The organism is Paracoccus sp. Arc7-R13 (assembly GCF_004010775.1).
In the GTDB taxonomy this organism is placed as follows: Bacteria; Pseudomonadota; Alphaproteobacteria; order Rhodobacterales; family Rhodobacteraceae; genus Paracoccus; species Paracoccus marcusii.
The window spans coordinates 863703-884240 of sequence record NZ_CP034810.1 but is presented as its reverse complement, the minus strand read 5'-3'; the positions used below and the strand labels follow the sequence as shown (position 1 = coordinate 884240).

The window sequence follows — 20538 nt, the reverse complement described above, 5'->3', positions numbered from 1 at the left end:
GCGCTGACCGTCGGGCTGATCCAGCTGACGGTCGGCGACGACCCGGCCGCGAATCTTGGCCCCACGATCGCCTTGATCCGCAAGGCCGCGGGCCGGGGCGCGCGGCTGGTCCTGACGCCCGAGGCGACGAACCTGCTGTCCCCCGACCGCGCGCGTCAGGCCACCCTGCTGCGCCCCGAGGATCAGGACGCGACCCTGGCCGCCCTGCGGGCCGAGGCGCGGGCGTTGGACATTTGGCTGCTGGTCGGATCGCTGGCCCTGGCCAGCGGCGACGCGGACGGGCGCTTCGCGAACCGCAGCCTGCTGATCGCCCCCGACGGGACGGTCGCGGCGCGCTATGACAAGCTGCACATGTTCGACGTGACCATCAGCGACACCGAATCCTATTGTGAAAGCGCCGCCTATCGCCCCGGCGACCGGGCGGTCACGGCCCCCGCGGCCGGGACGGTGCTGGGCATGACGGTCTGCTATGACCTGCGCTTTCCGCACCTGTACCGGTCGCTGGCGCAGGCGGGCGCGCGCATCCTGACGGTGCCGTCGGCCTTCAACCCGGTCACGGGGGCCGCCCATTGGGAGCCGCTGCTGCGCGCCCGCGCGATCGAGACCGGGTGCTTTGTGCTGGCGCCCGCGCAATGCGGCACCCACCCCGCGCCCCACAGCCCGGACCGCCCCGCCCGGCGCAGCCACGGCCATTCGCTGGTCGTCGACCCCTGGGGCCGGGTGCTGGCCGATGGCGGGGACGATCCCGGCATCACCATTGTATCCCTTGACCTTTCGGCGGTGGATGAGGCACGGTCTCGCATTCCCTCGCTGTATCACGACAGGCCCTTTGCGGCCCCGGAAGGCCATGACGACACCTGCGCCCAACCCTGACAAAGCCGCCGAGGCCCGGTCCACCGACCGGCTGGCCGCAAGCCTGTTCGCCGAGGTGCTGATCGCCGACCAGCTGTCGCGCAACCTGATCGGCAAGGCGCTGCCCAAGGGGATGCAGATTTCGCACTTTTCGGTGCTGAACCTTCTGGCCCACGTGAACGAGGAACGCACCCCCGCCCAGCTGGCGGCGGCGTTCCACATCACGCGGGGCGCGATGACCAACACGCTGGCGCGGCTGGAATGGGCGGGCCATGTGCACATCCGCCCCGATTGGGACGATGCACGGCGCAAGTTCGTGTCGATCAGCACGGCGGGCCGGGCGGCGCGCGATCAGGCCATCGCGGGCTTCATGCCGCTGATCGCGGGCGTGGTGCGCGACATCGGCGCGGACCGGGTGCGCGGCGCACTGCCCGTCCTGCGCGAGCTGCGCCTGCGGCTGGAGGCCGACCCGCCCAAGCCCTGAGGCCTCAGGCCCGACGCGCCGTCATGATATAGTTCACCGCCAGGTCGCGATCCGACATCGACCAGCCGAAGGTGATCGGGTTGAACACCATCCCCTTGCGGTCCGCGACCATCAGCCCCGCCGCCTGCGCATGGGCGGCCAGTTCGTCCGGGGTGATGAAGCGCGCCCAGTCATGCGTGCCGCGCGGCAGCCAGCGCATGATCCATTCCGCCCCGATGATCGCCGCGCCGAAGCTGCGCGCGGTCCGGTTCAGCGTCGACAGGATCAGCAGCCCGCCGGGGCGCAGCAGGTCGTGGCAGGTCGCGACGAAGGCTGCGGGGTCGGCGACATGTTCGACGATCTCCAGCGCCAGGACCGCGTCAAAGCGTTCGCCCGCCGCGACCAGCGCCTCGGCCGTGGTGGCGCGGTAAACGATCGCCAGCCCCTGCTGGTCGGCATGGGTCTGGGCCACGGCGATGTTCACCTGCGTCGCATCCGCACCCACCACATCCGCGCCCAAGCGCGCCATCGGTTCGCTGGCCAGTCCGCCGCCGCAGCCGATATCCAGGACCCGCAGCCCCGCGAAGGGCCGCAGGCTGCGCCGGTCGCGCCCGTATTCGGCCGCGATCTGGTCGCGGATATGGTCCAGCCGCAGCGGATTCATCAGGTGCAGGGGGCGGAACTTGCCGTTGGGGTCCCACCATTCGGCGGCCATCGCCTCGAATTTCGCGATCTCGGCCTGGTCGATGCTGCTGGGCGTGGTCATTGGGGGGCGGTCCTTCTGGCGGGCGGCGTTGTCTGTGCTTATAGTGGCAGGATGGACCGATTGGCAGGACAAATCTCCGCGTCACATGGCCGCCTTCACCCGGCGGTCGAACCCTTTGCCCGCCACGAGATCGACGTGGGCGACGGCCACATCCTGTACGCCGAGGAATGCGGCAACCCGCAGGGCCGGCCCGTTCTGGTGCTGCATGGCGGGCCGGGCGGCGGGTGCAGCCCCTATATGCGGCGCTTTTTCGACCCGGCGCATTACCGCGTGGTGCTGTTCGATCAGCGCGGCTGCGGGCGGTCGCGGCCCACCGCGTCGGTGCGGGCCAACACCACCGCGCATCTGATCGACGACATCGCCCTGATCCGCGCGCGCCTTGGCATCGACCGCTGGCTGCTGTTCGGCGGCAGCTGGGGGGCGACGCTGGCCCTGGCCTATGCGCAGGCGCATCCGGATCATGTCACCGGGCTGGTGCTGCGCGGGGTGTTCCTGGGGATGCGGTCCGAACTGGACTGGTTCTATGGCGGGGGCGCCGCGCGGTTCTTTCCCGACCTGTGGGAGCGCTTTCAGGAGCCGATCCCCCCATCCGAACGCCAGGACATGATCGGCGCCTATCACCGGCGGCTGTTCGACGACGATCTGGGCCGTCAGGCGCGATTCGCGCAGCCCTGGCTGATGTGGGAAAACGCGCTGGCGGGGCTGCAGTCGCAGGCCGCAGGCCATGCCCCCGCCGATTACGCCCGCGCCTTTGCCCGGCTGGAGAATCACTATTTCAGCAACGGCTGCTTCCTGGACGAGGGGCAGTTGCTGCGCGACCGCGGGCGGATCGAACACCTGCCCGCGATCATCGTCCAAGGCCGCTATGACATGGTCTGCCCGCCCGTCAGCGCGCACCGGCTGGCCCAGGGGTGGGGCCGGGCCGAACTGCGCCTGGTCCCGGCATCGGGCCACGCCCTCTCCGAACCCCGCATCACCGCAGAGTTGGCCGCCGTCATGGACGGCATCCGCGACGAAGACCGCAGCCGGAGGGCGCCCCGTTGATCCTGTTCCCGGTCTTCCTGCTGGCCAGCGTCGCCGCCGCCGCGACCGGCGTCATCTTCAAGCCCGGTGCGTGGTATGACGGGCTGCGCAAGCCCGGCTTCACCCCGCCGAAATGGGCCTTTCCCGTGGCCTGGACATTGATCTACCTGCTGTCGGCCGCGGCCGCGACACGGGTGGCGGGCCTGCCCGGCGCGGGGGCCGCGCTGGCCCTGTGGGCGGCGCAGATCGCACTGAACACGCTGTGGACGCCGGTCTTCTTCGGGGCGCGGCGGATGGCCCTGGGCATGGCGATCATCGCCACTTTGCTGGTGACGGTCGCGGCCATGACGGTGACCTTCTGGTCGCTGGACCGGATCGCGGGGGCGATGCTGCTGCCCTATCTAGCCTGGCTGGGCGTCGCGTCGGGACTGAACTGGCGCATCTGGCGCGACAACCCCGCCGTGCCGCGACCCGCCGCTTAAGATCGCTTGCATTCGGGCCCGCCTTTGGCTATAGGACCGATCAACAGCGGTGCAGGCGTCCAAACCCTGCCCACCGGAACTTCCGCATGGGGCCCGCTGACGGCCCCTTTTTCCTGTCCAAGAGGATCTGATGTCCGACGATCTGCCCGTCACGAACGACCTGATCGCCAAGACCGCGATCGACCGCCGCCTGGCCGAGATCATCACCCCGGTGATCGAGGATCTGGGATACGAGCTGGTGCGCGTCCGCCTGCAGGGCGGCAAGACCGCCACGCTGCAGATCATGGCCGACCGCCCCGAGGGCGGCATCAACGTGGACGACTGCGCCCAGATCTCGACCGCGGTCAGCGCCACGCTGGATGTCGAGGACCCGATCGAGGACAACTATCACCTCGAGGTGTCCAGCCCCGGCATCGACCGTCCCCTGACCCGCCTGAAGGACTTTGGGACATTCGAGGGCTATGAGGCGCGGCTGGACCTGAACCAGGCGATCGACGGGCGCAAGAAGTTCAAGGGTGTCCTGGCGGGCGTCGAGGGCACCGAGGTGCTGATCAACATCGAGGACAAGGGCCAGACCCACACGATCGGGCTGGACTTCGACCTGCTGTCGGATGCCAAGCTGGTCCTGACGGACGAGCTGATCAAGGAAATGCTGCGTCAGAAGAAGGAAGCCGGGGTCGAGATCGACAACCTGGACGAAACCGCCTTCGACGAGATCGAAACCGATGATGACGGCGCGACCGCCGTGCAACCCAAGGAGTGAGTGATGGCCATCACCTCTGCCAACCAGCTTGAACTGCTGCAGACGGCCGAAGCCGTCGCCCGCGAGAAGATGATCGAGCCCGAGCTGGTCATCGAAGCGATGGAAGACAGCCTGGCCCGCGCCGCCAAGTCCCGCTACGGCGCGGAGATGGACATCCGCGTCAAGATCGACCGCCGGACCGGCAACGCGACCTTCACGCGCGTGCGCACGGTCGTGGCCGACGATGCCGTCGAGAACTATCAGGCCGAACTGACGGTCGAGCAGGCCAAGCCATATTTGGACAACCCCCAGATCGGCGACGAGATCATCGACCAGGTCCCCCCGGTCGAACTGGGCCGCATCGCCGCGCAATCCGCCAAGCAGGTGATCCTGCAGCGCGTCCGCGAGGCCGAGCGCGACCGCCAGTACGAGGAATTCAAGGATCGCGCCGGCAGCATCATCAACGGTGTCGTCAAGCGCGAGGAATACGGCAACATCATCGTCGACGTCGGCCGCGGAGAGGCGATCCTGCGCCGCAACGAGAAGATCGGCCGCGAAAGCTATCGTCCGAACGACCGCATCCGCGCCTATATCAAGGACGTGCGCCGCGAGACGCGCGGGCCGCAGATCTTCCTGTCGCGCACCGACCCGCAGTTCATGGCCGAACTGTTCAAGATGGAAGTCCCCGAGATCTATGACGGCGTGATCGAGATCAAGGCAGTCGCCCGCGACCCCGGCTCGCGCGCCAAGATCGCCGTGATCAGCCATGACGGCAGCATCGACCCGGTCGGCGCCTGCGTCGGCATGCGCGGCAGCCGCGTGCAGGCCGTCGTCGGCGAACTGCAGGGCGAAAAGATCGACATCATCCCGTGGAACGAGGACCAGGCGACCTTCCTGGTCAACGCGCTGCAGCCCGCCGAGGTCAGCAAGGTCGTCTTCGACGAGGAGGCCAACAAGATCGAGGTCGTCGTCCCCGACGAGCAGCTGTCGCTGGCCATCGGCCGTCGCGGCCAGAACGTGCGCCTGGCCAGCCAGCTGACCGGCCTGGATATCGACATCCTGACCGACGAGGAGGAATCCAAGCGTCGTCAGGCAGAGTTCAACACCCGGACCGCGCTGTTCATGGAGCAGCTGGACCTGGACGAGTTCTTCGCCCAGCTGCTGGTGGCCGAAGGGTTCACCAACCTGGAGGAGGTCGCCTATGTCGACCAGGACGAGCTGCTGACGATCGACGGGGTCGACGAAGGCACCGCAGCCGAGCTGCAGGCCCGCGCCCGCGACGTGCTGGAGGCCAAGAACAAGGCCGCCCTGGACGCCGCGCGTGCCCTGGGCGCCGAGGACAGCCTCATTGAATTCGAGGGTCTGACACCCCAGATGGTAGAGGCGCTGGCCAAGGACGACGTCAAGACGCTGGAAGATTTCGCGACCTGCGCCGACTGGGAGCTGGCCGGTGGCTGGACCACCGTCAACGGTGCCCGCGTCAAGGACGAAGGCCTGCTGGAACCCTATGGCGTGACGCTGGAAGATGCGCAGACCATGGTCATGACCGCGCGCGTGATGCTGGGCTGGGTCGATCCGACCGAGCTGGACGACACGGATGCGGAAGACGACCTGCGGGACGATGACGACAACGAGGAGGCCGGGGCCTGATCGCCCCGGATCGGAGCACAGATTGAGCCGTGGTGGACATGACAAGGACCGGGACGACGACCCGGAACGCCGGTGCATCGCCACCGGCGAGGTGCAACCCAAGCGGGGCCTGATCCGTTTCGTGATCGGCCCCGACGGGCAGGTCGTGCCCGACCTGGCGGAAAAGCTGCCCGGTCGCGGCATCTGGGTCGCCGCCGACAAGGCGGCCCTGAACAAGGCGGTGACCAAGGGATTGTTCTCTCGTGCCGCCAAGGCTCCGGTTCAGGCGGCCCCCGATCTGGCCGATCTGGTCGAGGCAGGCATAGCCCGCCGGCTGGTCGAACTGGTGTCGCTGACGCGGAAATCGGGCCGCGCGGTGGCGGGGTTCGAAAAGGTCAAGGGCTGGCTGGCCGAAGGTCGCGCCAAGGTGCTGCTTCAGGCCAGCGACGGGTCGGACCGCGGCAAGGGCAAGCTGTGGACGCCCACCGGCGGACGCTGGTTCGGCTGCCTGACCGCATCAGAATTGGGTTTGTCCTTTGGGCGCAGTCATGTCATACACGGCGCGCTTGCGAAGGGTGGCCTGACGGACAAGGTGATCTTGGAAGCCGGCAGACTAACGGGTCTGCGCGGGCATGACGACGGCAATACGGCTGTCGGGAAGGAATGAAGACGCAGATGAGCGACAAAGACGGAAAAACCCCCTTGGGCCTTGGTGGCGGTAATCGCCCCGGCGCAGTCAAGCAAAGCTTCAGCCACGGTCGCACCAAAAGCGTCGTCGTCGAAACCAAGCGCAAGCGCGTCGTGGTGCCCAAGGCAGCCGCGCCGATGACGGATGCGCAGAAAGAAAAGAACCCGCTGACCGCCCGCGTGGCCGGCGACAGCTCCAAGCGCCCCGCAGGCATCTCCGATGCCGAGATGGAGCGCCGCCTGAAGGCCCTTGCCGCCGCCAAGGCACGCGAGGCCGATGACGCCGCCAAGCGCCTGGCCGATGAGAAGGCCCGCGAGGAGGAGCGCGAGCGCCGCCGCGCCGAGATCGAGGCCAAGGCCCGCGAGGAGCGCGAGCGCGAGGAGGCCCTCAAGGCCAAAGCCCTGGCGGAGGCCCAAGCCGCGCAGGATGCCGCCGACGAGGCCCGCCGCAAGGCAGAGCCGCGCCAAGAGCGTCCCAAGCCTTCGGCCGGTGCGACCAAGCCCGCCGCCCCCGATCAGGCCGCGATCGAGGCTGCCGCCTCGCGCGCCGAGACCAAGGGCGTCACGACCGGCGTGGCCCGCAAGACCGACCGCGTCGAGCGCACGGACCGCGACAAGACCGCCAAGGCCAAGACCACCGACGACAACCGTCGCGGCGGCAAGCTGTCGCTGAACCAGGCGCTGAACGGCGAAGGCGGCCGCCAGCGCAGCATGGCCGCGATGAAGCGCAAGCAGGAACGCACCCGCCAGAAGGCGATGGGCCAATCCGCCCGTCCCGAAAAGCAGTTCCGCGAAGTCCGCCTGCCCGAGACCATCGTGGTCCAGGAGCTGGCCAACCGCATGACCGAACGCGCCGCCGACGTGGTGAAGGCGCTGATGAAGATGGGCATGATGGTCACCGCCAACCAGCCCATCGACGCCGATACAGCCGAGCTGGTGATCGAGGAATTCGGCCACAAGGTCCTGCGCGTCAGCGACAGCGATGTGGAGCAGGTCATTGCCCCGACGGTCGATCGTGACGAGGACATGCGGCCTCGCCCGCCGATCATCACGATCATGGGTCATGTCGACCACGGCAAGACCTCGCTGCTGGACGCGATCCGCAAGGCCTCCGTCGTTTCGGGCGAAGCCGGCGGCATCACGCAGCATATCGGCGCCTATCAGGTGACGACCGACAGTGGCGCCGTCCTGTCCTTCCTGGACACGCCGGGCCACGCGGCCTTCACGTCGATGCGTGCCCGGGGCGCGAACGTCACGGATATCGTGGTGCTGGTGGTCGCGGCGGATGATGCCGTGATGCCCCAGACCGTCGAGGCCATCAACCACGCCAAGGCCGCCAACGTGCCGATGATCGTGGCGATCAACAAGATCGACAAGCACGAGGCCGACCCGCAGAAGGTCCGCACCGACCTGCTGCAGCACGAGGTGGTCGTCGAGGCCATGTCGGGCGACGTGCAGGATGTCGAGGTCTCGGCCAAGACCGGCCTGGGCCTGGACAACCTGCTGGAGGCCATCGCGCTTCAGGCCGAACTGCTGGAGCTGCGCGCCAACCCGAACCGTGCCGCACAGGGCGCGGTCATCGAGGCGCAGCTGGATGTCGGACGCGGCCCTGTGGCCACCGTCCTGGTGCAGCACGGCACCCTGCGCCGCGGCGACATCTTCGTTGTGGGCGAGCAGTGGGGTAAGGTCCGCGCCCTGATCAACGACAAGGGCGACCGCGTCGAGGAAGCCGGCCCGTCCGTCCCGGTCGAGGTTCTGGGCCTGAATGGCACGCCCGAGGCCGGAGACGTGCTGAACGTGGTCGAGACCGAGGCCCAGGCCCGCGAGATCGCCGAGTTCCGCGCCCAGCAGACCAAGGACAAGCGCGCCGCAGCCGGTGCCGCGACCACGCTGGAGCAGATGATGGCCAAGGCCAAGGCGGACGTGAACGTGTCCGAACTGGCGGTCGTCCTCAAGGCCGACGTGCAGGGTTCGGCCGAGGCCATCGTGCAGGCCCTGGAAAAGGTCGGCAACGACGAGGTCCGCGTCCGCGTGCTGCATTACGGCGTGGGTGCGATCACCGAATCCGACATCGGCCTGGCCGAGGCGTCGGGCGCTCCGGTCATCGGCTTCAACGTCCGGGCCAACGCTCCGGCCCGCAACGCCGCGAACCAGAAGGGTGTCGAGATCCGCTACTACTCGATCATCTACAACCTGCTGGACGACATCAAGGCCGCCGCTTCGGGCATGCTGTCCAACGAGATTCGCGAGAACTTCATCGGTTACGCGACCATCAAGGAAGTGTTCCGCGTCACGGGTGTCGGCAACGTCGCCGGCTGTCTGGTGACCGAGGGCGTGGCCCGTCGTTCGGCCGGCGTGCGCCTGCTGCGCGACAACGTGGTGATCCACGAAGGCACGCTGAAGACGCTCAAGCGCTTCAAGGACGAGGTCAAGGAAGTGCAGTCCGGTCAGGAATGCGGCATGGCCTTCGAGAACTATGACGACATCCGCCCTGGCGATGTCATTGAGATCTTTGAACGCGAAGAGGTCGAACGCTCGCTGTAAGCGACCGTCTGCGACATGCGAAAGCCGGGCGATACGATCGCCCGGCTTTTTGCGTTCCGGGGTCCGGCAGGATGGAACGGAAAAGGGGGTGACCCTTTCGGATCACCCCCCTGGTGTTCATGCGGTTCCCTTGGCGCCACGCTCCCCCGTGCGCCGGAACGGTCAGTGGCCGACCGGCTTGCCCTCGAAAGTGCGGTTGCCGACGCGGACCAGGATGTTCCCATCCGCGGTCGAGCCTTCGAATAGACCCTGGATCGAGATGTAGCTGCCGACGGAAATAGTGCGAATCATGTCAAGCCTCCTCTGTGCCCTAAACAAAGTTAGTCATGAAATGGTTAAAAAATCGTTCGCAACTTGATCATCTACGACTTTTTTCAGCAACAATGCAATCGGATCACTCAAATTTGCGACACTATAGCCACATCTGCAGGGCCGGGATGAGGGGAATGTCTGCCGCAGGCATAGGGTAATCGCGCAAATCGCGTGCCCGGACCCAAGCCAGCTGCTGCCCTTCGCGCGGCTGGACGATTCCCTGCCAGCGGCGGCAGGCGAACAGCGGCATCAGCAGGTGGAACGTGTCATAGGCGTGGCTGGCAAAGGTCAGCGGTGCCAGGCAGCTGTTCCAGGTCTGGATGCCCAGCTCCTCCTCCAGCTCGCGGATCAGGGCGGCCTCGGGGGTCTCTCCGGGTTCGACCTTGCCGCCGGGGAATTCCCACAGGCCCGCCATGGACTTGCCCGGCGGGCGCTGTGCCAGAAGCACACGCCCGTCGGGATCGATCAGCGCCACCGCGGACACCAGGACGGTCTTCACGACCGGTAATCCGCGTTGATGTCGATATAGCCGTGCGTCAGATCGCAGGTCCAGACCGTCCGCGCCGCGTCACCCAGGCCCAGATCGACGGCGATCCGCAGGTCCTGGTTGCGCATGTAGGCGCTGGCGGCGGCTTCGTCATAGTCGGGATCGCGCCAGCCGTCGCGGGCCACGACCATGTCCCCGAACGCGATGCGCAGGCGGTCACGGTCGGCGCGCGCGCCCGACTTGCCCACCGCGGCCACGATGCGGCCCCAGTTGGCGTCCTGTCCGGCGATGGCGGTCTTGACCAGCGGCGAATTGGCGATGGCCATGGCCACGCGATGCGCGTCGGCCGCATCCGCGGCGCCCGTCACGGCGATCTCGACGAACTTGGTGGCGCCCTCGCCGTCGCGGACGACCTGATGGGCCAGATCGCGCATGACGCCGTGCAGCGCGGTCACGAAGTCGCGCCCCGCATCGCTGTCCAGATCGGTGATGGGCGCGCCCGCCCCCTGCCCCGTCGCGGCCAGGATCAGCGCGTCGGACGTGGACGTGTCGCTGTCCACGGTGATCGCGTTGAAGGTCGCGTCCAGCCCGGAGGACAGTGCCTGCTGCAGCACGGCTGCAGGCACCGTGGCATCGGTGAACAGATAGACCAGCATCGTCGCCATGTCGGGCGCGATCATCCCAGAACCCTTGGCGATGCCCGCGATGCGGGTGCCGTCCGCCAGGATCGCGGACGCGCCCTTGGGAAAGGTGTCGGTGGTCATGATCGCACGCGCCGCATCGGCGACCCCGCCCGCATCCAGATCACGTGCCAGATCGCCCACGATAGCCACGATCCGCTCGTGCGGCAGCGGCTCTCCGATCACGCCGGTCGACGAGGTGAAGACCCGCCCCTGCGGCAGGTCAAGCGCACCCGCCACGGCCGCGCAGACGGCATCAACCGACTGCTGGCCGCGCGCGCCGGTGAAGGCATTGGCGTTGCCGGAATTGATCAGGATCGCCGCGCCGTCGGGCGCATCGCCCCCCTGCGCCAGCTTGGCCTGGTTGTCCAGGATGCACGCGGCGCGTGTGGACGACCGGGTAAAGGCCCCGGCCACCGTGCTGCCCGGCGCGATGCGGATCAGCGTGACGTCGCTGCGGCCTTGGTACTTGATCCCGGCGGCGGCGCTGGCGAAATCGACGCCCGCGATCACTGGCAGGTCAGGAAACCGCGCAGGTGCCAGAGGAGAGATGGGCAGACCCGCCTTTCCCATCACTCGGCCTCCAGCAGGTCGGTGGCGTTCAGCTGGGCGGGGTCCAGGCCTTCGGTCTTCTTGACGTCGGCGGCGGTCACCAGGCTTTGGATCTGGGCCTCGACCTTCTCGCGCAGGACCATCTGGCTGATCTGGTCACGGACCTCGGCCAGCGGGGGCGCCTCGCGCAGGCGGGTCTCGTTCAGCTTGATGACGTGCCAGCCGAATTCGGTCTCGACCGGGTCGCTGACCTGGCCCGGCTCCAGCGCGGCGACGGCCTCGGCAAAGGGCGGCACCATCTGGTCGGCGGCGAACCAGCCCAGGTCGCCTTTGTTCGGACCCGACGGCCCGGTCGAGTTCGCCTCGGCCACGGTGCCGAAATCGGCGCCGCCATCGACCTCGGCCTTCAGTTCGGCGGCCTTCTCCTGGCTGTCGACCAGGATATGGGCGGCGTTGTATTCCGTCACGCTGCCCGCATCGGCGAACAGGCGGTCATAGCTGGCCTGCAGCTCCTCCTCGGTGGGCTCGGCCTGGGCGATCTGGCTGACCGCGGCCGAGGCCAGGGTGTTGCGGCGCTGCAGCTCCAGCTGGGCGCGCACGCCGGCGGTGTCCTCGGCGGATTCGGCCACGGCGGTCTGGCGGATCAGCTGGTCCAGCATCACGTCCCACAGCGCCTGGTCGGGCATCTCGGCCATGGCCGGGTCCTGGATCGACTGCTTCATGACGATCATCTGGCCCAGGGTGATCTCCTGGCCGTTCACGGTGGCGACCACCTGGTCGGCATCGGCGTCCTGCGCCAGGGCGGGGGCGGAAAGGGCGGCAAGCACGGCTGCGGCCAGCAAAGTCGATCGGGTCATGGGGATGGGTCCTTTCACGGCGCGCACCCCCGCGGGGGCCGGGCCAACATTGACAGTCAGGTGGGCTGCGCCTACATCCAAACCAACTCCGTGGAAGGCGCCGCCGCCGCGTTCGTTCAACGCCCCTGATACGGCAATGCGACCGGCGCGGGCAAGTGGGCCGCAGGTGACGTCCCTTCCCGACAACGTGATGGCGAAGGTAACATGATCGGTAATCTGGCGAAGATGGTCTTTGGCACGCCCAATGACCGCAAGGTCAAGGGCACGCGCGCGCTGGTCGCCCGCATCAACGCCCTTGAGGACAGCTTCAAGGCATTGTCCGATCAGGGGCTGGTCGACAAGACCGCCGAATTCAAGGCCCGCGTGGCGGGCGGCGAATCGCTGGACGACATCCTGCCCGAGGCGTTCGCCAACTGCCGCGAGGGTGCGCGCCGCGCGCTTGGCCTGCGGGCCTTCGACGTGCAGCTGATGGGCGGGATCTTCCTGCATCAGGGAAACATCGCCGAGATGAAGACCGGCGAGGGCAAGACCCTGGTCGCCACCTTTCCCGCCTACCTGAACGCGCTGTCGGGCAAGGGCGTCCATGTCGTCACCGTCAACGACTATCTGGCGAAACGCGATGCCGAATGGATGTCCAAGGTCTATGCCCAGCTGGGCATGTCCTGCGGCGTGGTCGTGCCGTTCCAGCCCGAGGGCGAAAAGCGCGACGCCTATGCCTGCGACGTGACCTATGCCACCAACAACGAGCTGGGCTTCGACTATCTGCGCGACAACATGAAGGGCAGCGTGGCCGAGATGGTCCAACGCGGTCACAACTTCGCCATCGTCGACGAGGTCGACAGCATCCTGATCGACGAGGCACGCACGCCGCTGATCATCAGCGGCCCCAGCCAGGACCGGTCCGAGCTGTACCGCATCCTGGATGCCTATGTGCCCCTGCTGACCGAGGAGCATTACAAGCTGGACGAGAAGTCCCGCAACGCAACCTTCACCGAGGACGGCAACGAGTTCCTGGAGACGCGCCTGCAGGCCGACGGCGTCCTGCCCGAGGGGCAGACCCTCTATGATCCGGAATCGACCACCATCGTCCACCATGCCAGCCAGGCCCTGCGCGCGCACAAGCTGTTCCTGAGGGACCAGCATTACATGGTGCGCGACGGCGAGGTGATGCTGATCGACGAGTTCACCGGACGGATGATGAAGGGCCGCCGCCTGTCGGACGGCCTGCACCAGGCGATCGAGGCCAAGGAAGGCGTCGAGATCCAGCCCGAGAACGTGACCCTCGCCTCGGTCACCTTCCAGAACTACTTCCGCCTGTATCAGCGCCTGGCGGGCATGACAGGCACGGCATCGACCGAGGCCGAGGAATTCGCCGAGATCTACAAGCTGGGCGTGGTCGAGGTTCCGACCAACCGCGGCATCGCGCGGATCGATGACCATGACCGCGTGTATCGCACCGCGGCCGAGAAGAACGCCGCCGTCGTCGAGGCGATCAAGGAGGCCCATGCCAAGGGTCAGCCGATCCTGGTCGGCACCACCAGCATCGAGAAGTCCGAGCTGCTGTCCGAGATGCTGAAGAAGGACGGCGTGCCCCACAACGTCCTGAACGCCCGCCAGCACGAGGCCGAGGCGCAGATCGTGGCCGATGCCGGCAAGCTGGGCGCGGTGACGATCGCCACCAACATGGCCGGTCGCGGCACCGACATCCAGCTGGGCGGCAATGTCGAGATGAAGGTGATGGAGGCCCTGAAGGCCGATCCGGACGCCCATCTCGACGAGCTGCGCGCCCGGATCGAGGCCGAGCATGCCGGAGAGAAGGACAAGGTGCTGGCGGCGGGCGGGCTGTTCGTGCTGGGCACCGAACGCCACGAAAGCCGGCGGATCGACAACCAGCTGCGCGGCCGTTCGGGCCGCCAGGGTGATCCCGGACGGTCGCTGTTCTTCCTGTCGCTGGACGACGACCTGATGCGGATCTTCGGCTCCGAGCGTCTGGACAAGGTCCTGTCGACGCTTGGCATGAAGGAGGGAGAGGCGATCATCCACCCTTGGGTGAACAAGTCGCTGGAACGCGCACAGGCCAAGGTCGAGGGTCGCAACTTCGACATCCGCAAGCAGCTGCTGAAGTTCGACGACGTGATGAACGACCAGCGCAAGGCGATCTTCGGCCAGCGCCGCGAGATCATGGACAGCGAGGAGGTCGGAGAGATCACCGCCGACATGCGGCACCAGGTGATCGAGGACCTGATCGACGAGCACATGCCGCCCCGCAGCTATCCCGAGCAATGGGACACCGAGGGGCTGAAGAAATCGGTCCGCGAGCGGCTGAACCTGAACCTGCCGGTCGCGGATTGGGCGGCCGAGGACGGCGTGGACCATGACGTGATGCGCAAACGCATCACCGAGGCCAGCGACGCCTATATGGCGGACAAGGCTGCGGCCTTCGGCCCCGAGACCATGGTGCAGATCGAGAAGCAGGTCCTGTTGCAGCAGATCGACCAGAAATGGCGCGAGCACCTGATGACGCTGGATCACCTGCGTTCAGTCGTGGGCTTCCGCGGCTATGCGCAGCGCGACCCGTTGGCGGAGTACAAGACCGAGGGTTTCCAGCTGTTCGGGACGCTGCTGGACGGCCTGCGCTTTGACGTGACGCAGCGGCTGGCGCAGATCCGACCCCTGACGCAGGCCGAGCGCGACGAGATGGCGGCCCAGATGGCCCGCCAGCAGCAGCAGGTCCAGGAGGAGGCATCGGCAGAACCGGAGGCGGCAGCGCCCGCGCCCGCCGCGCCCGAAGCTCCGTCAGCGCCACGCCCGGGCTTTGACGAGGCCGATCCGTCGACCTGGGGGATGCCTGCGCGCAACGATCCGTGCCCCTGCGGATCGGGCAAGAAGTTCAAGCACTGTCACGGCGCGATCTGAACATCACGCGGGGCGCCGTTTGCGTCCCGCGATGGCGGTCGCGCCCGCCGGGTGGGGGCAAGCCCCCACCGCGTCCGGGCGCGACGGGCCGCTGATGCGGCCCTAGCCCAACCGGGTGGGCAGCGCCCAACCGCGCAGCAGGTCGGCAGGGGTCATCGGCCGCTTGCCCGCACGTTGTGCCAAGGTGATGCGCACCGCCCCGGAGCCGCATACGATGGTGAAATCGGGCAGTACCGTTCCGGGGTCGCCCTGTCCCGGGACGACTGTGCTGACCAGCAGCTTCACGCGTTCGTCCCCGATCATGCACCACGCCCCCGGAAAGGGTGACAGACCGCGGATCTGGCGGTCCACCTGTTCGGCAGGCAGGGTCCAGTCGATACGCGCCTCGGTCTTGTCGATCTTGGCGGCGTAGGTCACGCCATCCTGCGCCTGAGGCACGGCGGGCAGCGGCAGGCGGTCCAGCACGTCGCAGATCAGGTCTGCCCCCATCGCCGACAGTCGGTCGTGCAGGCTGGCCGTGGTGTCGTCCGCGGCGATGGGCGTGCGGGTCAGGGCCAGCACCGGGCCGGTGTCCAGCCCCGCCTCCATCTGCATGATCGCGACGCCGGTTTCCGCATCCCCCGCCAGGATCGCGCGGTGGATGGGCGCCGCCCCTCGCCAGCGCGGCAAGATTGAAGCATGAATGTTCAAGCAGCCAAGGCGCGGTGCATCCAGCACCGGCTGCGGCAGGATCAGGCCATAGGCCACGACCACCGCCACATCCGCGTCAAGCGCAGCGAAGTCGGCCTGGTCCTGGGGGTCGCGCAGGCGGGCGGGGGTGCGGACCGGGATCCCCAGGTCCTGCGCCGCCAAGGCCACCGGAGAGGGGCGGGGCTTCTGCCCGCGTCCGGCCGCGCGGGGCGGTTGGGAATAGACCGCCACCACATCGTGGCGCGCGGCGATGGCCCGCAGGGCGGGGACCGAGAAATCGGGCGTTCCCATGAAGATCACGCGCATCGGGCAGGCCTCCGGTTGGTGCCTGCCCTCAATGCCCGCGTGGCGGACGGGCTTCAAGCCCCGGAGGCAAGCCCCCAATCGGTGACGGCGTCCTGCATCCGGCGCAGCCGCAGGAGCGTCGAGCCTTCATCCAGTGCCACGTCGCCACACAGGATCGGTTGCCCTGCCGCCACGTCGCGGCGCAGCGCCCGCCCGGCGGCCAGGTAGTACGGCACCGGCACATCGTCCGCGACCGCCCGCGCGGGCGCCATGCGGCCCGAGACATGGGCGATGCTGTGATGATGCCCCTCGGCCCGCAGGACGGTGCCGGCGGGCAGGTCGGAATCGGCGAAGGCGGTCAGATCCACGACCGGGCGCGGGGCGCGCGCGCCGGAGGAGACGCCGTGCAGCGCCGCCTCAAACACCGTCGTCGCGGCCTCCAGCCCCAGCAAGTGGCGCGGCAGGCCGATCATCGCGGTGCGCCCGTCGCGGGACACGACATGGCCCTTGTCGCGCAGCATGTCCCATGTCGCGGCGTCATCGCAGGCCACGGTGACGAAGACGCCGCCCGCGAAGCTGACCTCGCCGGCCAAGCGCAGGCAGTGGAACACGTCCAGCCGCCCCTGCCCCGACAGAAGACCGCCCTGGTCGGTCATCAGGTCCGCGACCTCGGGGATGCGGGCGATGGGGGCGTGCAGGTCCGCACGGTCCGGCATCAGCCCCAGGGCATTGGCGACCAGCGTCAGCTCGCACAGGTCCGGCACGGCGCGCTGTGGCAGCGCGCGCAGGGCGTGCGCCCGACCCGCGGCCACATCGGCCCAGGGCCGATCCGCCGGGTCCAGCCAGTCGGCCAGCCCCGGCGCGGCCACAGCCGTGCCATTGCTGATCACCTGCCCCGTATCGGGATCGAAGACGAAATCGTATTCGCTGGACTTGCCCGCCGCGACGATCCGCAGGCCGATGACCTGCGCCCAGGTCGCAAGCCCGATCAGCAGGCTGGGCTGATCACCGTCCACCGGCGCCACGACCACGCCCCGGTCGCGGGCCATGCGCGACAGGATCGGGCCGATGACGCTGTCGGTCTCCTTGGTGACCATGACGACGTGATGTCCCGCTGCAATGGCCATCTCCGCATGACGGGCACCCGCCTCGGGGTCGCCGGTGGCCTCCAGCACGACGTCCAGCGGAAGGGCGGCCACAGCGGCCAGATCGCCCGCGGCGATGCAGTCGCCGGCCTCCCAGGCCGCCCGCGCACTGGCGGCATCGGCGCAGACCGCGATCCGCGCGGGGTCCACGCCGACAGATGCCAGCGCCGCCGCCGCCGTCTCTGCATCGCGGTCCACCGCCACCCGGCAGGCCAGCCCGTCCACATGGCGCGCCTGCGCCAGAAAGCTGCGCCCGAACCCGCCGGTCCCGATGATCGCGGTCTGGACGGTGCGCCCGTGGCGCGCGGCAAAATGACCGATCAGGTTCATGCGACCACCTTGCGGTTGCGGCGCAGGCTGAGCGCCAGGCCAAGCGTCTTGGGCAGGATCAGCAGCGCCAGCGCCACGATCATGATCCCTGTCACCAACGGGTTGGCAAAGAAGATGCCAAGCGATCCGTCCGACAGCAGCATCGACTGGTGGAACGCGTTCTCGGCCTTGTGGCCCAGGACCATGGCAAGGATCATCGGCGCCAGCGGATAGTCCAGCTTGGTGAACATGAAGCCCACGAAACCGAAGATCAGCACCAGCCACAGATCGAACGTCGCCCCGGACACCGTGTAGGCGCCGACGAAGCAGATCGCGACGATCATCGGCCCGATGATGGTGAAGGGGATGCGCAGCAGCGCCGCGAACATCGGCACGGTGGCCAGGACCAGGATCACGCCCAGCAGGTTCGACACGTACATGCTGGCGATCAGGCCCCAGACGAAATCGGGCTGGGTCGCGAACAGCATCGGCCCCGGCGTCAGGCCCCAGATCATCAGCCCACCCATCATCACCGCCGCGGTGGCCGATGACGGCACGCCCAGGGCCAGCATCGGCAGCATCGCGCAGGTGCCCGCGCTGTGATCCGCCGTTTCCGGCGCGACAATCCCCTCGGGGCGTCCCGACCCGAAGGCCGCGCCCTTGCGCGATGCCTGGCGCGCCACGCCATAGGACATGAAGCTGGCCGCCGTCGGCCCCCCCGGCGTGATGCCCATCCAGATGCCGATCAGGCCCGACCGCAGGGTCGTGGCCCAGTACTTGGGCAGCTCGGCCAGGGTCTTGAGAACATCGCGCAGGTCGATCCTGGAGGACACGCCGCGGAACCGCAGCCCCTCCTGCACGGTGGCCAGCAGCTCTCCGATGCCGAAGAGGCCGATCACCACCACCAGGAAGCTGATCCCGCCCAGCAGGTCCGAGAACCCGTAGGTCAGGCGGATGGACCCGGTCACGCTGTCCATGCCCACGGATGTCAGGATCAGGCCGGTCGTCAGCGACACCAGCGTCTTCATCGGGGCGGCGCTGCCCATGCCGATGAAGGCCGCGAAGGCCAGGAAATAGACCGCGAAATATTCTGGCGCACCGAAGCGCAGCGCGAATTGCGACGCCCAGCCCGCCAGCAGGGTGATGACCAGAATACCCATCAGCGCGCCCACCCCCGCCGACACGAAGGCCAGCGTCAGCGCGCGCGTCGATTGGCCGTTGCGCGCCATCGGATAGCCGTCGAAGGTGGTGGCGACCGATGACGGTTCCCCCGGAATGTTGAACAGGATCGACGTGGTGGACCCGCCGAACAGCGCCCCCCAATACATCGATGTCAGCAGGATGATGGCCGATGTCGGGTCCAGCGCGAAGGTCAGCGGGATCAGCAGCGACACCCCGTTGGGCGCCCCCAGCCCGGGCAGCACCCCCACGACCAGTCCCATCAGCACGCCCGCGACCATCAGCATCAGGTGCATCGGGGTGATGGCCACGGAAAACCCGTGCATCAGCAGATCGAAATTGCCCATTGTCGCGGCCCCTTAATAGATGCCCAGAAGCGGCTCCAGCGGCCCCTTCAACAGCGGAATCTGAAAGATCGTCTCGAAGATCAGGTACAGGCTGACGGCGAAACCCGCGCCGATGGCCAGGCCTTTCCACAGGCGGAACCCGCCCTGCCGCCAGGCGGTCAGCCCGATGTAGAAGGTCGCCGCGACATAGAAGCCGACCGTCAGCATGCCGATGACGAACGCCGTCATCGCCCCCAGGAAGGTCGCGATGCGGATCAGGTTCTGGCGCGGCAGGAACGGCTCCTCCGGGTCATCCAGGGGGTCGGGGGCCGTGCGCTGAGCCTTGCGATGCGCAACCAGCGCGCCGCCCAGGTTCCACAGGCTACCCGCGATCAGGACGATCGCCACCCAGAAGGGGAAATAGCCCGGCTGCGGGCCATGATCGCTCCACCCGGTGCCCAGTTCGGCGGCGCCGATGATGGCCGCCACGCCCAATGTGCCGGTGGTGATTGCCGTGCCGATCTCGGCATGAAAACGTCTGACGGTCATGACCCTCCCTTTCCCCATTGGCAAAAGGGGCATCCGGATGATCCCGGATGCCCCGATGCGCTTACTGCGCGGCGGCGGTGACCCAACCCTCGGCCTCGAAGACGGTCACGGTCGCGGCCTCGTTCTCCTCGATGAAGGCGGTCAGCTCGTCCCCGGTCAGCACCGCCGCGGTCTGCGAGGTCTTGGCAAGGTAGTCCTTCCATTCCTCGGTCTCGGCCACGCGGGTCAGGGCGTCCTGGTAAAAGGCCACCACCTCGGGGTCCGTGCCCGCGGGCAGCCAGACGGTGCGTGGCATCTGGTACCGCTCGATCTCCAGCCCCTGCTCGGCGCAGGTGGGGATGTCGTGCCAGCCCATGTCGCCGCTGACCGGCTCGGATTCCGCCATCCGTTCGGGCGAGAACACGCACAGCGGACGGATCGCGCCCGCCTGCCACTGGCCGATGTTCTCGTTCGGGTTGTTGACGTTCGCGGCGATATGGCCGCCGGCCAGCTGCACGCCGACCTCTCCGCCGCCGTTGAAGGGGACGTACTTGAAATCGGCCCCGGTGGTCTGTTCGATCAGCGCGACCAGCGTCTCGTCGGTGTCCTTGGACTGGCTGCCGCCAAAGACGATGGTGCCGGGTTCGGCCTTGGCCGCCTCGATCAGCTCCATCGAGGTCTGCCAGGGGGCGTCGGCCTTGACCCAGATCAGGAACTCGTCCAGCGCCAGCGCTGCGACGGGCTGCATGTCCTCGGCCGAATAGGCCAGCTGCGCGACATGAGGCAGCAGATAGACGTTGTTCGTCCCGAAGATCAGCTTGTGCGGATCGGCGGCGTTCTGGCGGGCGTACAGGAACGCCTCGGCCCCCGAACCGCCGCCCTTGTTCAGCACGACGATGTTCTGGTCCAGGATGTCGTTGCGCGTCAGCGCGGCCTGGATGGTGCGGGCGAAATTGTCGGTCCCGCCGCCGGCCCCGGATGCCACGACGAATTCCACCGGGCGTTCGGGGGTCCATTCCGCCAGCGCCGGGACGGTGGCTGCCAGCAGGGCGGTGCCTGCGATCAATGCGGTCTTGATGGTCAT

At 68.0% G+C, this 20538-nt stretch carries 19 protein-coding genes; 9 read left to right on the top strand and 10 right to left on the bottom strand.

Annotated elements, in window-relative coordinates:
- The first annotated feature begins 3 nt into the window (after positions 1-3).
- Positions 4-873, top strand: coding sequence for a carbon-nitrogen hydrolase family protein (locus EOJ32_RS04375; RefSeq protein WP_127899283.1), 870 nt, complete (start codon positions 4-6; stop codon positions 871-873).
- Positions 848-1336, top strand: coding sequence for a MarR family winged helix-turn-helix transcriptional regulator (locus EOJ32_RS04370; protein WP_045981366.1), 489 nt, complete (start codon positions 848-850; stop codon positions 1334-1336). The genes EOJ32_RS04375 and EOJ32_RS04370 overlap by 26 nt, the downstream gene beginning before the upstream one ends.
- Positions 1337-1340: 4 nt before the next feature.
- Here the strand turns inward: EOJ32_RS04370 and ubiG are convergent, their stop codons facing one another.
- Positions 1341-2081 (bottom strand): bifunctional 2-polyprenyl-6-hydroxyphenol methylase/3-demethylubiquinol 3-O-methyltransferase UbiG, encoded by a 741-nt coding sequence (gene ubiG, locus EOJ32_RS04365; RefSeq protein WP_127897817.1) that lies wholly within the window; start codon positions 2079-2081, stop codon positions 1341-1343.
- 51 nt (positions 2082-2132) lie between these two features.
- Between ubiG and pip the strand changes: the two genes are divergently transcribed.
- The 6 genes from pip (at position 2133) to infB (ending at position 9188) form a co-directional block, all read left to right on the top strand.
- Positions 2133-3125, top strand: coding sequence for a prolyl aminopeptidase (pip, locus tag EOJ32_RS04360; protein WP_127897816.1), 993 nt, complete (start codon positions 2133-2135; stop codon positions 3123-3125).
- Positions 3122-3586, top strand: coding sequence for a TspO/MBR family protein (locus tag EOJ32_RS04355; RefSeq protein ID WP_341872756.1), 465 nt, complete (start codon positions 3122-3124; stop codon positions 3584-3586). The genes pip and EOJ32_RS04355 overlap by 4 nt, the downstream gene beginning before the upstream one ends.
- Before the next feature lie 130 nt (positions 3587-3716).
- Entirely contained in the window at positions 3717-4349 is a 633-nt protein-coding gene (gene rimP / locus EOJ32_RS04350; RefSeq protein ID WP_045999958.1) for a ribosome maturation factor RimP, read from the top strand.
- Between the two features lie 3 nt (positions 4350-4352).
- Positions 4353-5978, top strand: coding sequence for a transcription termination factor NusA (gene nusA / locus EOJ32_RS04345; protein ID WP_127897815.1), 1626 nt, complete (start codon positions 4353-4355; stop codon positions 5976-5978).
- 22 nt (positions 5979-6000) lie between these two features.
- Positions 6001-6624: an RNA-binding protein gene (locus EOJ32_RS04340; protein ID WP_045981736.1), complete on the top strand. Its 624-nt coding sequence runs from the start codon at positions 6001-6003 to the stop codon at positions 6622-6624.
- An 8-nt stretch (positions 6625-6632) separates the two neighbouring features.
- Positions 6633-9188 carry a translation initiation factor IF-2 gene (gene infB / locus EOJ32_RS04335; RefSeq protein WP_127897814.1) on the top strand — a complete coding sequence of 852 codons (2556 nt, stop codon included), beginning with the start codon at positions 6633-6635 and terminating at the stop codon, positions 9186-9188.
- A 162-nt stretch (positions 9189-9350) separates the two neighbouring features.
- Here the strand turns inward: infB and EOJ32_RS20520 are convergent, their stop codons facing one another.
- From EOJ32_RS20520 to EOJ32_RS04320, 4 genes are all read right to left on the bottom strand, one after another.
- Entirely contained in the window at positions 9351-9479 is a 129-nt protein-coding gene (locus tag EOJ32_RS20520) for a hypothetical protein (protein ID WP_045981737.1), read from the bottom strand.
- A gap of 121 nt (positions 9480-9600) precedes the next feature.
- Positions 9601-9999 (bottom strand): (deoxy)nucleoside triphosphate pyrophosphohydrolase, encoded by a 399-nt coding sequence (locus EOJ32_RS04330; protein WP_127897813.1) that lies wholly within the window; start codon positions 9997-9999, stop codon positions 9601-9603.
- Positions 9996-11240: a bifunctional glutamate N-acetyltransferase/amino-acid acetyltransferase ArgJ gene (gene argJ / locus EOJ32_RS04325; protein ID WP_045981739.1), complete on the bottom strand. Its 1245-nt coding sequence runs from the start codon at positions 11238-11240 to the stop codon at positions 9996-9998. The genes EOJ32_RS04330 and argJ overlap by 4 nt, the downstream gene beginning before the upstream one ends.
- Positions 11240-12076, bottom strand: coding sequence for a peptidylprolyl isomerase (locus EOJ32_RS04320; protein WP_045981740.1), 837 nt, complete (start codon positions 12074-12076; stop codon positions 11240-11242). The genes argJ and EOJ32_RS04320 overlap by 1 nt, the downstream gene beginning before the upstream one ends.
- A gap of 204 nt (positions 12077-12280) precedes the next feature.
- Here EOJ32_RS04320 and secA point away from each other — a divergent pair, with 204 nt between their 5' ends.
- Positions 12281-14992 (top strand): preprotein translocase subunit SecA, encoded by a 2712-nt coding sequence (secA, locus tag EOJ32_RS04315; RefSeq protein ID WP_127897812.1) that lies wholly within the window; start codon positions 12281-12283, stop codon positions 14990-14992.
- Between the two features lie 102 nt (positions 14993-15094).
- On the opposite strand, the gene fmt is transcribed toward secA, so the two are convergent.
- The 5 genes from fmt to EOJ32_RS04290 form a co-directional block, all read right to left on the bottom strand.
- Positions 15095-15988: a methionyl-tRNA formyltransferase gene (gene fmt, locus EOJ32_RS04310; protein ID WP_127897811.1), complete on the bottom strand. Its 894-nt coding sequence runs from the start codon at positions 15986-15988 to the stop codon at positions 15095-15097.
- 53 nt (positions 15989-16041) lie between these two features.
- Complete coding sequence (locus EOJ32_RS04305) at positions 16042-17442, bottom strand: flagellar biosynthesis protein FlgA (RefSeq protein WP_127897810.1); 1401 nt, start codon at positions 17440-17442, stop codon at positions 16042-16044.
- A complete protein-coding gene (locus EOJ32_RS04300; protein ID WP_127897809.1) occupies positions 17439-18947 on the bottom strand; it encodes a tripartite tricarboxylate transporter permease in 1509 nt (502 codons plus the stop codon). Before EOJ32_RS04300 ends, EOJ32_RS04305 begins: the two co-directional genes overlap by 4 nt.
- A 12-nt stretch (positions 18948-18959) precedes the next feature.
- Positions 18960-19475, bottom strand: coding sequence for a tripartite tricarboxylate transporter TctB family protein (locus tag EOJ32_RS04295; protein ID WP_164871394.1), 516 nt, complete (start codon positions 19473-19475; stop codon positions 18960-18962).
- 61 nt (positions 19476-19536) lie between these two features.
- Complete coding sequence (locus EOJ32_RS04290; RefSeq protein WP_127897807.1) at positions 19537-20538, bottom strand: tripartite tricarboxylate transporter substrate binding protein; 1002 nt, start codon at positions 20536-20538, stop codon at positions 19537-19539.

What these genes read in the sequence shown, in the direction of transcription:
- EOJ32_RS04295 (WP_164871394.1), bottom strand. Translation starts at nt 19,475, where the DNA reads ATGACCGTCAGACGTTTTCATGCCGAGATCGGCACGGCAATCACCACC.
- rimP (WP_045999958.1), top strand. Translation starts at nt 3,717, where the DNA reads ATGTCCGACGATCTGCCCGTCACGAACGACCTGATCGCCAAGACCGCG.
- argJ (WP_045981739.1), bottom strand. Translation starts at nt 11,240, where the DNA reads ATGGGAAAGGCGGGTCTGCCCATCTCTCCTCTGGCACCTGCGCGGTTT.
- infB (WP_127897814.1), top strand. Translation starts at nt 6,633, where the DNA reads ATGAGCGACAAAGACGGAAAAACCCCCTTGGGCCTTGGTGGCGGTAAT.
- EOJ32_RS04370 (WP_045981366.1), top strand. Translation starts at nt 848, where the DNA reads ATGACGACACCTGCGCCCAACCCTGACAAAGCCGCCGAGGCCCGGTCC.
- EOJ32_RS04290 (WP_127897807.1), bottom strand. Translation starts at nt 20,538, where the DNA reads ATGACCATCAAGACCGCATTGATCGCAGGCACCGCCCTGCTGGCAGCC.
- EOJ32_RS20520 (WP_045981737.1), bottom strand. Translation starts at nt 9,479, where the DNA reads ATGATTCGCACTATTTCCGTCGGCAGCTACATCTCGATCCAGGGTCTA.
- fmt (WP_127897811.1), bottom strand. Translation starts at nt 15,988, where the DNA reads ATGCGCGTGATCTTCATGGGAACGCCCGATTTCTCGGTCCCCGCCCTG.
- EOJ32_RS04305 (WP_127897810.1), bottom strand. Translation starts at nt 17,442, where the DNA reads ATGAACCTGATCGGTCATTTTGCCGCGCGCCACGGGCGCACCGTCCAG.
- EOJ32_RS04320 (WP_045981740.1), bottom strand. Translation starts at nt 12,076, where the DNA reads ATGACCCGATCGACTTTGCTGGCCGCAGCCGTGCTTGCCGCCCTTTCC.
- EOJ32_RS04300 (WP_127897809.1), bottom strand. Translation starts at nt 18,947, where the DNA reads ATGGGCAATTTCGATCTGCTGATGCACGGGTTTTCCGTGGCCATCACC.
- secA (WP_127897812.1), top strand. Translation starts at nt 12,281, where the DNA reads ATGATCGGTAATCTGGCGAAGATGGTCTTTGGCACGCCCAATGACCGC.
- ubiG (WP_127897817.1), bottom strand. Translation starts at nt 2,081, where the DNA reads ATGACCACGCCCAGCAGCATCGACCAGGCCGAGATCGCGAAATTCGAG.
- pip (WP_127897816.1), top strand. Translation starts at nt 2,133, where the DNA reads ATGGACCGATTGGCAGGACAAATCTCCGCGTCACATGGCCGCCTTCAC.
- nusA (WP_127897815.1), top strand. Translation starts at nt 4,353, where the DNA reads ATGGCCATCACCTCTGCCAACCAGCTTGAACTGCTGCAGACGGCCGAA.